The sequence below is a fragment of the uncultured Jatrophihabitans sp. genome (genome assembly GCF_964252635.1).
Lineage (GTDB): Bacteria > Actinomycetota > Actinomycetes > Mycobacteriales > Jatrophihabitantaceae > Jatrophihabitans.
On sequence record NZ_CAXUNP010000001.1, the window covers coordinates 41,111 to 54,492 of the forward strand.

Sequence of the window (13,382 nt, forward strand, 5' to 3'; positions counted from 1 at the left end):
CATGACCTCCGCGAGAAGGATCTGCGTGTGGGCGCCCGACTGGCCGGTCACCGCCGCACAGGTCGACGCCGGCCTGGCCGGCACCGATCCGGCCACCTCGGGTTCGGGCCAGGACGTCCCGGTCGCCGTCGTCACCGCCAACCGGGTCGTCGCTTGCTCGCACCCGGCCCGCGAGCAGGGGGTGCGGCGGGGGCTGAAGCGGCGTGAGGCGCAGGCCCGGTGCCCGCAGCTCGTGGTGCTCGGCCGCGACGAGGCGGTCGAGGCACGCCTGTTCGAGCCGGTGGTCGCCGCCCTCGAGGCCATCGCGCCGGGCGTCGAGATCACCCGCCCCGGGCTGGCGGCCATCGGGGTCCGCGGCCCCACGCGCTACTTCGGCGGCGAGACCGGTGTGCTGCACGCGCTGTCCCGGGGGGTGCACGACGTTCCCGCCCTGCGCGGCGGTGACGTCCTCATCGGGATCGCTGACGGCTCCTTCGCCGCCGAACAGGCCGCCCGCCGCGGCCTGGTCATCGATCCCGGCGGCTCGCCGGAGTTCCTGGCCGAGCTGCCCGTCGAGACGCTCGACCCGGGCGGCACCTCGTCGCTGATCGATCTGCTGAACCGCCTCGGCATCCGCACGCTGGGCGCCTTCGCCGCGTTACCGCCGCGCGATGTGCTGGCCCGCTTCGGCCCCGACGGCGCGTGGGCGCACCGGCAGGCGGGTGGCGTGGACGAGCGGCCGGTGTCGGGGCGGCGGCCGCCGGTGGAGTTCACCGTCACCCTCGATCTCGAACCGGCCCTCGACCGCGTCGACAGTATCGCCTTCTCGGCCCGGGGCGTCGCCGAGCAGTTCGTCCTCGACCTCGCCGCGCACGGGCTGGCCTGCACCTGCCTCGAACTGCAGGCGCTCAGCGACAACGGCGAGGAGACGGTGCGGCGCTGGCGGCACGCCGGTGTGCTCACCGCCGTCGACGTGCTCGACCGGGTCCGCTGGCAGCTCGAGGGCTGGCTCTCCGGCACATCGGGGGGAGCTCGCGACCCCCGCCTGGCCTCGCGACCGACGGCTGGAATCACCCGCCTGCGGCTCGTGCCGATCGAGACCGTGCCGACGGGCACGCACCAGCGGGCGCTCTGGGGCGGCGCGGGCGACGACGACGAGCGCGCGGCCCGGGCGCTGTCCCGCGTGCAGACGCTGCTCGGGCACGGTTCGGTGCTCATGCCGGTGATCGAGGGCGGCCGCAACCCCACGCAGCGCACCCGCCTGGTGTCGTGGGGTGACGACCCGCAGCCGCTGCGCTCGCCCGAGCAGCCGTGGCCGGGGCGGCTGCCGGCACCGGCACCGTCGGTCCTGCTGGACCCGCCGCGCCCGGCGCAGGTGCTCGACGCCGAGCGGCGCCCGGTCGTGGTCACCGACCGCGGCGCCGTGCCCGCCCCGCCGGCCCTGTTCGCGATGGGGTCCGAGGCGCCGACGGCCATCACGTCCTGGGCCGGTCCTTGGCCGGTGGACGAGCGGTGGTGGAACGAGTCCGCGCACCGCAGCGTGCGCTGCCAGATCGTCGACGTCCGGGGTCGCGCCTTCCTGGTCAGCGCGACGATGGGCCCGGCCGACGGCGTCGGGCCGCAACCGCGCTGGCAGGTCGATGCGATCTACGACTGAGCCGACCCGCTCTCCCGACGGTGTGCAGACGCGCGGGCCGGTGACCGCGTGTCTGCACACCGTCGGTGCGGGACGGCGGCGTTTAGGCTCCGCGCATGGAATCCCCGGGCCGCGCGTACCAGAACCTGATCTACCGCGACGGGGTCACCGGTCGTCGTCCCACGGTGTCGACCTCCGCGGCGGGGCTCGAACGCCAGGCGAGGCGGCGCATGTCGAGGCGCGCGTGGGCCTACGTCCAGGGCGGCGCCGGGTCCGAGGCCACGATGGCCGCCAACCGTGCTGCGTTCGACCGGCACCGGCTCGTGCCCCGCGTGCTGCGCGACGTCAGCCGGCGGAATCTGTCGATCGACCTGCTCGGCACCCGGCTGCCCGCACCGCTGCTGCTCGCCCCGATCGGCGTGCTGTCGCTGGCCCACCGTGACGCCGACCTCGCCGTGGCCCGAGCCGCGGCGGCGCGCGGGGTCCCGTTCGTCTTCTCCAACCAGGCCTCGGTGGCGATGGAGGAGACCGCCGCCGCCATGGGCGACGCACCGCGCTGGTTCCAGATGTACTGGTCCACCGAGGACGACCTCGTCGACTCCTTCCTCCGACGCGCAGCCGCCGTGGACGCCGGCGCGCTGGTCGTCACCCTCGACACCACGATGCTCGGCTGGCGCCCCCGCGACCTCGACCTCGGCTCGCTGCCGTTCGCCCGCGGCGAGGGCATCGCCCAGTACACGTCCGACCCCGTCTTCCGCCGCCTGCTCGACGACGTACCGCCGGCCGGCGAGCGGCCGCGGATCACGCCGCAGACGATCCGCACCCTGATCGAGATGACCTCGCACTACCCGGGTGACTTCCGCGAGAACCTGCGCTCCCCACTGCCCCGTGCGGCGGTCGAGACGTTCCTCCGCATCTACTCGCGCCCGTCGCTGACCTTCGACGACATCGCCACCCTCCGCGACCGCACGGACCTGCCCGTGTTCCTCAAGGGCGTCCTGCACCCGGACGACGCCAGGCGCGCGCTCGACGTCGGCGTCACCGGCATCGTGGTGTCGACCCACGGCGGCCGTCAGGTCGACGGCTCGGTCGCGGCCCTCGGCGCGCTGCCCGGCGTGGTCGACGCGGTCGGTCCGGACGTGCCGGTGCTGCTCGACAGCGGGGTGCGGGGCGGGGCGGACGTCGCCAAGGCCGTCGCGCTCGGCGCGCGGGCCGTGCTGCTCGGCCGGCCCTACGTGTACGGGCTCGCGGTCGCCGGTGAGGCCGGCGTGGGCGCCGTCCTGGACACCGTCATCGCCGAGCTCGACCTCACCCTCGGCCTGTGCGGCGTCACGAGCCCCGACCAGTTGTCGCCCGACAACCTCGCCTGAGTCCGAAGCGACCTCAGCGGCTCGAACTGAGCTACGTCAGCCCCGCCACGGTCGCGGCGACGGTCGCGCCGAGGTCCCAACAGGCCTCGCGGTCGTCCTTGCCGGGCGACCCGGACACCGTCACCGGCTCGTGGGCCTGCGACCACCCGAGGCCGCCGGTGATCGACGCCGCAGCGCGCAGCGCGCCGTCCACACCTTGATTCCCGTGCACCCAGATGCCGTACGGCGCACCCGGCTTGGCGGTCAGCGTCGGGTAGTAGATGCCGTCGAAGAAGTGCTTCAGCGCACCGGACAGGTACCCGATGTTGGCCGGCGTGCCGAGCACGAAACCGTCCGCCTCCAGCACGTCGACGGGCGAGGCGACGAGTGCGGCCCGTACGCGGACCTCGACGCCCTCGATGCCGTCGGCCCTCGTGCCGTCGAGCACCGCCTCGAGCAGCTCCTGCGTCGCGGGCGAGACGGTGTGGTGGACGACGAGCAGCAACGGCATCTCGTCAGCCAATCACAGGGCTCCATCGGCGCCGCAGAACGCGGAACCGGCCGGCGCCGTCCCCCGCGGACGGCACCGGCCGGTGTGGCGAAGAACCGGTCAGAACGCCCCGGTGCCGTTCGGGGTGCCGAGACCGGTCGGGCCGTCGTAGCCCGGCTTGCCCGTGCACAGGTAGCTGCCCCCGCAGCTGCCGTTCGAGCCGGATGTGACGTCGTTGAGCGACCCGGTGTGCGCGTAGGGGTACGAGCCGTAGGTCACCGCGTTGCCGGCTAGCGCGTACACCGACGCGATCAGCGGCGACGAGAGGCTGGTGCCGCCGACGGTGGCCCAGCCGTCGAGTCCCTGGACGAGCCCGTAGGAGATCAGCTGGTCGCAGAACGACGACGACCCACAGCTGTTGTAGGTGTCGTACACGCCGAGGCCGGATGCCGGGTCGGCCACCGCGGCGACGTCGGCTACGGTGCGCTTGGCGCAACCGCTGTCGTGCTGCCAGGCCGGCTTGGGCTCGTAGGCGGAGCAGCCGCTGCCGGCGCCCGACCACACCGTCTCGTTCCAGCCGCGCGTGTTACCGGACTTGGTCAGCGTCGTGCCGCCGACGCCGGTGACGTACTGCGAGGACGCCGGCCACGAGACGCCGTACCCGTCGTCGCCGCTCGACGCGGTGATGGCCACGCCCGGGTGGTTGAAGTGCGAGTCCGCGGCCAGGATCGTGCTGTCCTCGGCCGAGCCGTAGCTGTTCGAGACCGCCGACGCACCCAGGCGGACGGCGGTGTCGACTCCGGCGGTCAGGGCGTCGGTGGACGGGGTGCTGGCCTCGACGAGCAGGATGTGGCAGTCGGGGCAGGCGGACGACACCGCGTCCAGGTCGAGGCTGATCTCCTCGGCCCACCCGTAGTCACCCGACGGCAACGGCGAGGCCGCGCCGGACTGGTTGACCTTGCGGAAGCACCCGTTCGCGGTCGTGCACGGCGCGAGCCCGTAGGCCTTGCGGTACGCGGCGAGGTCGGACTCCGCCTTCGGGTCGTCGTAGGCGTCGACGATGCCGACGGTCCGGCCACCGGACTTCAGCCCGGACAGCTTGTAGGCCGACTGGATCTGGGCCGGGCCGAGGCCGGTGGGGCCCTTCGTCAGCTTCGGGCCGAGCTCGCCCTCGGCCGTGACGGCCTGCCCGAAGCACGTGGCGCTGGAGCCCGAGAGTCGGGTCACGGCGGGCAGCAGCGACGACGAGTGCCGGTTCGCCGGGTTCGCGCAGCCGAACGGCGCGAGCGCCTGGGCGACCGACGATGCCGGCGACGCGCCTGCGGACGGGACGCCCGCGACGGCGACGAGACCCAGCATGCCCAGTGCCAGTGCCACCACGGCCGTGACGACCGCTCGAGTTCTGTTGACCACGTGTGCCCCGATTCCGCATCGCGAGAGGGTCACGCCGACGCGTGACCGGCCCAGCACAGCACGCAGGGCGGGTGCGGTCTCGGCGAACAGCTGTCAGGTAGCGGACTCGCCGGTTGCTGACAGTGCGACCTCGCTCTGGCGAACGCGACTCAGGCGAAGGTGACGTCGGCGGCGCGGACGGTGCCCGCCGTGCGCCCCGGCGCCTGATGATGCGTCCAGTACAGGTTCGTGTGGGCGATGACCTGCTCCGGCGGGGGCGCGCCCCACTCGGTGAGGTCCTCGGTGGTGTGCGCGTCCGAGACCAGCTGGGCGTCGTACCCGCGCACCACGAGCCCGTGCAGGGTGCTGCGGATGCACTGGTCCGTCTGCGCACCGGCGACGATCAGCCGGCCGACGCCGCGGTCGGCGAGCACGCGTTCCAGGTCGGTGTCCTCGAACGCGTCGCCGTAGTTCTTGTGGACGACCGGTTCGCCGTCGTCGATCGTCAGCTCGGGCACGTACTGCCACGCGTCACTGCCGTGTTCGAGTTGGTTGTCGGAGTGCTGCACCCAGACCACCGGCACGTCGTCGGCACGCGCCCGGTCGACCAGCCGCGCGATGTTCGCCACGACGCTGTCGCGTTCGGGCGCACCGTCGACGACGCCGACCTGCACGTCGACGACGAGCAGTGCGGTGTGCGGACGGTCGGCCAGTGTGGTCATGACAGCTCCTCTGCACGGGTGGTCGTCGCGACCCACCGTAAACCGGGGTCACGACATCGTTCAGTGCTGCGAGACCGCGGGTCAGGGTGCCTCGGTTCGTGAGGTGACGAGCACCAACGGACCGGTGTAGCTGGGCTGGGTACGCAGCGCGCCGTGGCTGCGGTCCCACGACCCCGAGTCGAGGTCTGTGGCCAGGCGACCGAGTCCGCGCTCGGCCGCGGCGGGGTCGACGAACTGCCAGCCCGACTGCGCCGCGCGGACGCGCTGGTCGAGCAGGGCCTCCGGGCGCCCGTAGTAGGCCTCGAGGAACCCGTCGCTGCAGTCGAGCGGGATCGGCACCGGGGTGATCTCGACGTGCCCGCCCAGCGCCGTCGCGAGGTCGGCCAGCGGCGGGAAACGTCGCTGTTCGGCTGCCAAACGTTCGGGAAGGTAACGGCCGAGCCAGAAGTCAGGCAGGGCGTCGATGTCCAGGGTCATGACCACGACCGGGCCGGCCGCGACCCGACGCAGCTCGCGCAGGCCACGACCGACGTCCGGCCACTGGTGCACGGTGAACACGGCCATGGCGGCGTCCACGGCGCCGTCGTCGAACGGCAGCGCCTCGGCCGCGGCGTCGACGGCCGGGACGACCGCGTCCGGCGCGCGCCGGGCGCGCATGGCCGCCGACGGTTCGACGGCGAGGACGTAACGGTCGCGCGGTTCGTAGGAGCCCGTGCCCGCCCCGACGTTGAGCACGGTTCGCGCCTCGCCCAGCTGCCGGTGGAGCACCTCGGCGATTCGCGGGTCGGGACGCCGGAAACGCTCGTACGCTGCAGCCGCCGCGGTGTAGTCGGTGTCGCCCGCGCCGTCGGACCTCTGGTCGTCGGTCTTCTGTTCGCTCACGACCCAAGCTCATCACGGCGCGGCTGAGCGCGGATACCGCCTGAGGCGTCGAGTCCCGCTGGCCTGACGGTCAACGTGGCCCTCGTCGGTTCGGGACGCGTGCCGGCGACGGACGGGCGGTAGCTGTCCTCCGTCTTGCGCTGAGCGCGGCGTGGCGCGGTCGTCAGTCGTAGATGACCGCGAGCCCCTTCCGTCGCAGGTCGCCGAGGAGGCCGCGCATCGACTGCAGCTGCTCGTCGGTGTGTCCCGTCCAGTCCAGGATCTCCCCGACGATCCGCACGGGTTCGCGAGTACGGAACGAACGCGTGGGGTTGCCCGGGAACTTCTTGTCGGTGACGTTCGGGTCGTCCTCGAGATCACCGACGGGCTCCACCATGTAGATGCGGCCCGGCCCATCACCCGCCGCCAGCTCGGCGCCCCACGTCGCCGCGTCGAGCGTCGCGGTCACGTAGACGTGGTTCATCACCCGCCCCGGTTCGAAGTTGGACAACCGACCCGGGACCAACAGGTCGCCTACCGCCAGTTGAGCCTTCGTCCCGTGCAGCAGGATGCCCTCCTCGTAGATCTCGAACGGTGTCGATGGTTTCGGCATGACGGCCCTCCGGGAGTCGAACGCGGTGTCGAGCCGGTGACGGTAGAGGGATTTCGCGCGGCTCATGAGACGCGCCGTCGTCTGCTAGAACTGGACGTGGCAGCAGCCGGCCCGCCGGTCCGCAGACACGAACTCTTCCGGCCGTGACGACGTGGCCGCCACGCCATCGTGAGGACATTCATCGAGAGCCTGCGCCCGCTCGATGTCGGTGGGCGGAAGATGGCGCACCGGCTCGAGGGACTCGGTGTCGTCACGATGGGCCTCGCCAGCAACGGGATCGGCCACGGGGACTTCGCTCTCGGCGTCGACGAGTTCAGCGACTGAGCTCCAGACGGGCGCGCGGGCATCGTGGACGGCCCGTCGACGAGTCACCTGCCGCCGCGCGCACACCACGTGGCGCTGTGCGAACAGATGTTCTAATGTCACGGTATGGGTTGGGAGAATCCCGAGATCCCCTGGCGGGAGCTCGAACGGCGGCTGTCCGGCCGCGCCCTGCCGCCCGACGCCGACCCGTCCGGCCAGCGCATCCCGTTCCCCGGCGCGCAGGTGCGCGGCGACGGCGGTGACTCCCCCGCCTGGTCGCGCAAACGCGAGCACTACGAGGCACCGCCGCTGGAACGGCTCGGCACCCAGGTGCCGTTCGCGGAACTGCACGCGCACTCGTCGTTCAGCTTCCTCGACGGCGCCTCCTCGCCGGAGGAACTCGTCGAGGAGGCGGTGCGGCTCGGTCTCGAGTCACTGACGCTGACCGACCACGACGGCGTCTACGGTCTCGTGCGCTTTTCCGAGGCGGCCGAGGAGCTGGGCCTGCCCACCGGCTTCGGGGCCGAGCTGTCGCTCGACGTCGCGCGGCCGCCGACGCAGTCCGAACGCATGGTGGCGGCCCGGGTCGGCGTCCCCGACCCACCCGGGCAGCACCTGCTCGCCCTGGCCCGCGACCCCGAGGGCTACGCCCGGCTCTCGCGCACCCTCGGGCGCGCCCACCTGCGCGGCGGTGACAAGGGCCGTCCGAGCTACGACGACCTCGAGGCGCTGGGGGCGGAGGCGGACGGTCACTGGCTGGTGCTCACCGGCTGCCGCAAGGGCGCGGTGCGCCAGGCCCTCGACCGGCCGCGCTCCGACGGCGGCGGGATCGTCGGCGCCCGTCGTGCGCTCGACGAGCTGGTACAGACCTTCGGGCGCGACAACGTCGCCGTCGAGCTCATCCACGAGTTCGACCCGCTGGCCGACGAACGCTACGAGGTGCTCGCCACGCTGGCCGACGAGTTCGGCCTGCCCGTCGTCGCCACCAGCGCCGCGCACTACCACGGGCCGCCGCGCCGCCCGCTGGCCACGGCGATGGCCGCGGTCCGCGCCCGCTCCAGCCTCGACGACCTCGACGGCTGGCTGCCGTCCTGGTCCGGGCAGCACCTGCGCTCGGGTGAGGAGATGGCGCAGCGCTTCGCCCGCTGGCCCGACGCGGTGGCCAACGCGGCCCGGCTGGGCAAGGAGATCAGCTTCTCGCTGCAACTCATCGCCCCCGACCTGCCGCCCTTCCGATGCCCCGACGGCCTCGACGAGATGGGTTACCTGCGCCGGCTCACCGACGAGGGATTCGAGCGGCGCTTCGCCGGCACTCCGCACGCGGCCAGGGCACGCGACATCATCGAGCACGAGCTGGAGACCATCGAGGACCTGCACTTCCCCGGCTACTTCCTCGTCGTCTGGGACATCGCCCGCTTCTGCCGCTCGCAGGGCATCCTGTGCCAGGGCCGCGGCAGCGCGGCCAATTCCGCCGTCTGCTTCGCCCTCGACATCACCGCCGTCGACCCGGTGTTCTACGACCTGATGTTCGAGCGCTTCCTGGCACCCGAACGCGGCGAGCCGCCGGACATCGACCTCGACATCGAGTCCGACCGCCGCGAGGAGGCCATCCAGTACGTCTACGAGCTGCACGGTCGCGAGCACGCGGCCCAGGTCGCGAACGTCATCACCTACCGGCCGAAGTCGGCGGTGCGCGACGTCGCCAAGGCCCTGGGTTACTCCACCGGCCAGCAGGACGCCTGGAGCAAGGAGATCGAGCAGGGTTACTACTGGGCCTACACCACTGACAACGGCACGCTGCCGCCGACGACGCAGACCACCGAGCAGGAGCTGGCCGACGTCCCGCCCGAGGTCGTGCGCCTGGCCGCCGAGCTGCAGGACGCGCCGCGCCATCTCGGCATCCACTCCGGCGGCATGGTCATGTGCGACCGGCCGGTCATCGAGGTGTGTCCCGTCGAGTGGGGGCGGATGGAGAACCGCACCGTCCTGCAGTGGGACAAGGACGACTGCGCGCAGATCGGGCTGGTGAAGTTCGACCTGCTCGGGCTCGGCATGCTCTCGGCGATCCAGTACAGCTTCGAGCTGATCACCAGCCACCACGGCGTCACCTACGAGCTGCAGACCATCCCCAAGGAGGCGCCCTGCGTCTACGAGATGCTGCAGGCCGCCGACACGGTGGGCGTGTTCCAGGTCGAGTCCCGCGCGCAGATGGCGACCCTGCCGCGCCTGCGGCCCGAGAAGTTCTACGACCTGGCCTGCGAGGTGGCGCTCATCCGCCCCGGCCCCATCCAGGGCGACTCCGTCCACCCGTTCATCCGGCGCAAGAACGGCGAGGAGCCGGTCACCTTCCCGCACCCCGCGCTGGAGCCGGCCCTGGCCCGGACTTACGGCATCCCGCTGTTCCAGGAACAGCTGATGCAGATCGCGGTGGGCGTCGCCGACTTCAGCCCGGCCGAGGCCGACAAGCTGCGCCGGGCCATGGGCTCCAAGCGCGGCAAGGACAAGATCGACGCGATGCGCATCCGGCTCTACGACGGCATGGCCGGCAACGGCATCACCGGCGAGCTGGCCGACGAGATCTACGAACGCATCCGGGCCTTCGCGGCGTTCGGTTTCGCCGAGTCGCACTCGATCTCGTTCGCGCTGCTCGTCTACGCGTCGTCCTGGCTCAAGCGGCACTATCCGGCGGCGTTCTGTGCGGCGTTGCTCAACGCCCAGCCGATGGGCTTCTACTCACCGCAATCGCTCGTGCACGACGCCAAACGCCATGGCGTCGAGGTGCGGGGCCCGTCACTGACGTCGTCGCGCTCCAACGCGTCGCTCGAGCCCGCCGACGGCGCCTCGCAGTGCCCCTGTCTCGACGCACCGCAACCCGCGGTGCGGATGGGGTTGTCGTCGGTGCGGACGATCGGCACCGACGACGCCGAGCGGATCGTCGCCGCCCGCGACGCCGACGGGCCGTTCACCTCGATGGCCGACGTCGCGCGCCGCGTCGGCCTCACCGCCGAGCAGGTCGAGGCCCTGGCCACCGCCGGCGCGTTCGCCGACCTGCACGCCTCGCGGCGCGACGCGCTCTGGGGCGCGGGCGCGGCCGCCACCGCCCGCCCCGGCCAGCTCGACCTCGCCGTCTTCGACGAGACCCCGCCGACCCAGCTGCCGCCGATGACCGGGCCCGAGCAGCTCATCGCCGACATGTGGTCCACCCACGTCACGCCCGACGTCTACCCCACCGCGCTGATCCGGCCCCGCCTGGCCGCGCTGGGCATCGTCACCGCCACCGCGCTGCACGACGTGCCCAACCGCACGCGGGTCACCATCGGCGGCGTCGTCACGCACCGGCAGCGCCCGGCCACCGCGCGCGGCGTCACCTTCCTCAACATCGAGGACGAGACGGGCATGGTGAACGTCATCGTCGAGGAGACGGTGTGGCAGCGCTACCGCCGGGTCGCGCGCGAGTCCGGCGGGTTGCTCATCCGCGGCATGCTCGAGAACACCGCCGACGGCGTGATCAACGTGCTGGCCGAACGCATCGAGCGATTGCCGCTCGGGCTCAAGAACACCTCGCGGGACTTCCGATGACGACCTCCGGGATCGACTGCGGCTCGTGGTCGGGAACCGGCCACGAGCCGCAGTCGATCTGCATCGGGGTGCGGCGATGACCGAGGCGTTCCGGTGGAAGACCGTCGACGACGGTGAGCCGGCGCTGTTCGGCGTCGACGACCTCGTGGCACCGGTGCAGGGCACGGGGCGGATGTCCGACCTCGAATTCCTGCACGTCACCGCCAAACGCATCCTCAACCACGTCCCGCCCGGGTCGCGTGCACCGAGCAACTGGACGATCAACGTCTACCGCGGCTGCAGCCATGCGTGCACGTACTGCCTGGCGGGCGAGACACCGGTCCTCATGGCCGACGGACGCACCAAGCCGATCCGCGACGTCCGTGCCGGCGACCACGTCTACGGCACCACAGCACAGGGCACGCAGCGCCACCTCGTCCCGACCGACGTCCTCGACCACTGGCCGACGGTCAAACCCGGCCACCGGATCACGCTCGAGGACGGCACCGAGATCACCGCGAGCGCCGACCACCGCTTCCTCACCGACCACGGCTGGCGTCATGTGACCGAGTTCGGACCGGGAACGCGGCTCGTGCGTCCCACGCCCGACGGTATGCAGACGCGCGGGCCCGAACCCGCGCGTCTGCATACCGTCGTCGTCCACATAGCCCCGCTGCGCGGCGAGATGCCCATGTACGACATCACGACCGGGACCGGCGACTTCATCGCCAACGGTGTAGTGAGCCACAACTGCTTCGCCCGGCCGACGCACACCTACCTCGGGCTGAACCTCGGGGAGGACTTCGACAGCAAGATCGTCGTCAAGATCAACGCCGTCGAACGGGTGCGTGCCGAGCTCGCCGACCCGACGTGGGCCGGCGAGTCGGTCGCCATGGGCACCAATACCGACCCCTACCAGCGCGCCGAGGCGAAGTACCGCCTGACCCGTGGCGTCGTCGAGGCCCTGGCCGAGCGGGGCAACCCGTTCTCGATCCTCACCAAGTCTCCGCTCGTCACCCGCGACCTCGACCTCATCGCCGAGGCCGCGAAGCACGCCGACGTTCGTGTCAACTTCTCGCTCGGGACGCTGGACCCGCGCGTCTGGCGGGCCACCGAGCCCGGCGCCCCCGACCCCCGCCGGCGCGTGGACGCCATCCGGCGCCTGGCCGAGCGCGGGGTGCGCACCGGAGCGCTCATCGCGCCGGTGCTGCCGGGCCTCAGCGACTCCGAGCCGCAGCTGCGTGCCGTGGTCACCGCCGTGCGCGAGGCCGGCGGCGAGATCCTCGGGTTGGGGCCGCTGTACCTGCGCCGGGGCACCCGCGAGCACTTCCTCACGTGGCTCGCGACCCACGACCCCGAACTGCACGCCGACTACCTCCGCCGGTACGCGACCTCGGACTACGCCCCGGCGCGGTACCTCGAGACCCTGTACGCACGTGCCGGTCTCACGCGTCGGGGGTGGGCCTCAGGTCCGGCGCGGGTGCGGGCGCGGTCGTGATCCCGGTCAGCTGACCTGGGCCGAGATCGCCGGGGTGTCGATGAGCGACCACACACGGTCGATCCGGCCGGACCGGAAGCGGTAGAAGACGTGCTCGGCGAACTCCACGTGCCGGCCCTGCACCGGGAGGCCGAAGTAGTCGGTCGCCGGGACGCAGTCGAACCAGAGCCGGGCGGCGACGGTGTCGTCCTGCACGACCAGCAGCTCGATCCGGAACACCAGGTCGGGGATCGCGGCGACGTCGGCCCTGAGCATCCGGGCGTAGTCGTCCCGGGTGATCGGGGCGCCGTTGTACTGCAGGTCGTCGTGCACGAAGTTGCTCAGATCCTCGAACCGGCGCTCGTTGAGAACCGTGAGGTAGCCGCGGTAGGTGACTTCCAGGTCGTCCATGGCGTCTCCCTCGAGGGTCTGCGTCACGTGCGGGGAACCGGGCTGCCCAGTGTCCCCGGTCCCGGCCGACCCTGGCGCCGGCCGACCGACTACGGCAGGGTGGTAGCCCCTACCGGTCGAGCTGGGCGAGGTGCACCATGATCATCTCCGACATCCTGCGCTACAAGACGTCGTCCGGGGGCTCGGATCGGCCCGGCCTGGTCACCATCGCACCGGGCGACACGGTCGCGGACCTCGTCGCCACGCTGGCGCGGCACAACGTCGGCGCGCTGGTCGTCGTCGACGGAGACGGCGGCAGCGTCGCCGGTATCGCGTCCGAGCGCGACGTGGTCCGCCGGCTCGCCGACCACGGCAACGACCTGCTGGCACAACCGGTCTCCAGCATCATGACGACGACGGTCGCCAGCTGCGCGAGCACCGAGGGCGTCGACGACGTCGCCGGAACCATGACCGAACGGCGCATCCGGCACATGCCCGTGATCGACGACGACCGTCTCGTCGGCATCGTCTCCATCGGTGACGTCGTGTCCAGCCGGATCCGTCAGCTCGAACACGACCGGGGCCAGCTGGAGCAGTACATCTCCAGCTGAC

11 protein-coding genes and 1 pseudogene are annotated in these 13,382 nt (G+C 72.1%); 6 read left to right on the plus strand and 6 right to left on the minus strand.

Annotated elements, in window-relative coordinates; all coding sequences use genetic code 11:
* The first annotated feature begins 1 nt into the window (after position 1).
* Together ACFFCA_RS00175 and ACFFCA_RS00180 are read left to right on the plus strand one after the other, a co-directional pair.
* Positions 2-1,636, plus strand: a complete 1,635-nt coding sequence (locus tag ACFFCA_RS00175) for a DNA polymerase Y family protein (RefSeq protein ID WP_375480891.1) — start codon at positions 2-4, stop codon at positions 1,634-1,636.
* Between the two features lie 95 nt (positions 1,637-1,731).
* The gene (locus ACFFCA_RS00180; protein ID WP_375480892.1) at positions 1,732-2,985 is read left to right on the plus strand and encodes an alpha-hydroxy-acid oxidizing protein; all 1,254 of its coding nucleotides are present in this window, start codon (positions 1,732-1,734) and stop codon (positions 2,983-2,985) included.
* Between the two features lie 31 nt (positions 2,986-3,016).
* On the opposite strand, the gene ACFFCA_RS00185 is transcribed toward ACFFCA_RS00180, so the two are convergent.
* The 5 genes from ACFFCA_RS00185 to arr all read right to left on the minus strand — a co-directional run bounded on the left by ACFFCA_RS00185 (position 3,017) and on the right by arr (position 7,042).
* Positions 3,017-3,475, minus strand: a complete 459-nt coding sequence (locus tag ACFFCA_RS00185; RefSeq protein WP_375481038.1) for a flavodoxin family protein — start codon at positions 3,473-3,475, stop codon at positions 3,017-3,019.
* A 99-nt stretch (positions 3,476-3,574) separates the two neighbouring features.
* Positions 3,575-4,813 carry a peptidase S8 gene (locus ACFFCA_RS00190; RefSeq protein ID WP_375481039.1) on the minus strand — a complete coding sequence of 413 codons (1,239 nt, stop codon included), beginning with the start codon at positions 4,811-4,813 and terminating at the stop codon, positions 3,575-3,577.
* A gap of 203 nt (positions 4,814-5,016) precedes the next feature.
* Positions 5,017-5,568, minus strand: a complete 552-nt coding sequence (locus ACFFCA_RS00195) for an isochorismatase family protein (RefSeq protein WP_375480893.1) — start codon at positions 5,566-5,568, stop codon at positions 5,017-5,019.
* A gap of 81 nt (positions 5,569-5,649) precedes the next feature.
* Positions 5,650-6,450: a class I SAM-dependent methyltransferase gene (locus ACFFCA_RS00200; RefSeq protein WP_375480894.1), complete on the minus strand. Its 801-nt coding sequence runs from the start codon at positions 6,448-6,450 to the stop codon at positions 5,650-5,652.
* Positions 6,451-6,613: 163 nt separating this feature from the next.
* Entirely contained in the window at positions 6,614-7,042 is a 429-nt protein-coding gene (gene arr / locus ACFFCA_RS00205) for an NAD(+)--rifampin ADP-ribosyltransferase (RefSeq protein ID WP_375481040.1), read from the minus strand.
* A gap of 162 nt (positions 7,043-7,204) precedes the next feature.
* Between arr and ACFFCA_RS00210 the strand changes: the two are divergent.
* The 3 genes and pseudogenes from ACFFCA_RS00210 to ACFFCA_RS00220 all read left to right on the plus strand — a co-directional run.
* Positions 7,205-7,366, plus strand: a pseudogene (locus tag ACFFCA_RS00210) (NADP oxidoreductase); the annotation flags it as partial.
* 105 nt (positions 7,367-7,471) lie between these two features.
* Positions 7,472-10,924, plus strand: a complete 3,453-nt coding sequence (locus ACFFCA_RS00215; RefSeq protein WP_375480895.1) for an error-prone DNA polymerase — start codon at positions 7,472-7,474, stop codon at positions 10,922-10,924.
* A 76-nt stretch (positions 10,925-11,000) separates the two neighbouring features.
* A complete protein-coding gene (locus tag ACFFCA_RS00220) occupies positions 11,001-12,401 on the plus strand; it encodes a radical SAM protein (RefSeq protein ID WP_375480896.1) in 1,401 nt (466 codons plus the stop codon).
* A 6-nt stretch (positions 12,402-12,407) separates the two neighbouring features.
* On the opposite strand, the gene ACFFCA_RS00225 is transcribed toward ACFFCA_RS00220, so the two are convergent.
* Entirely contained in the window at positions 12,408-12,791 is a 384-nt protein-coding gene (locus ACFFCA_RS00225) for an ester cyclase (RefSeq protein WP_375480897.1), read from the minus strand.
* A 137-nt stretch (positions 12,792-12,928) separates the two neighbouring features.
* Between ACFFCA_RS00225 and ACFFCA_RS00230 the strand changes: the two genes are divergently transcribed.
* A complete protein-coding gene (locus ACFFCA_RS00230) occupies positions 12,929-13,381 on the plus strand; it encodes a CBS domain-containing protein (RefSeq protein WP_375480898.1) in 453 nt (150 codons plus the stop codon).
* Position 13,382: the final 1 nt, after the last annotated feature.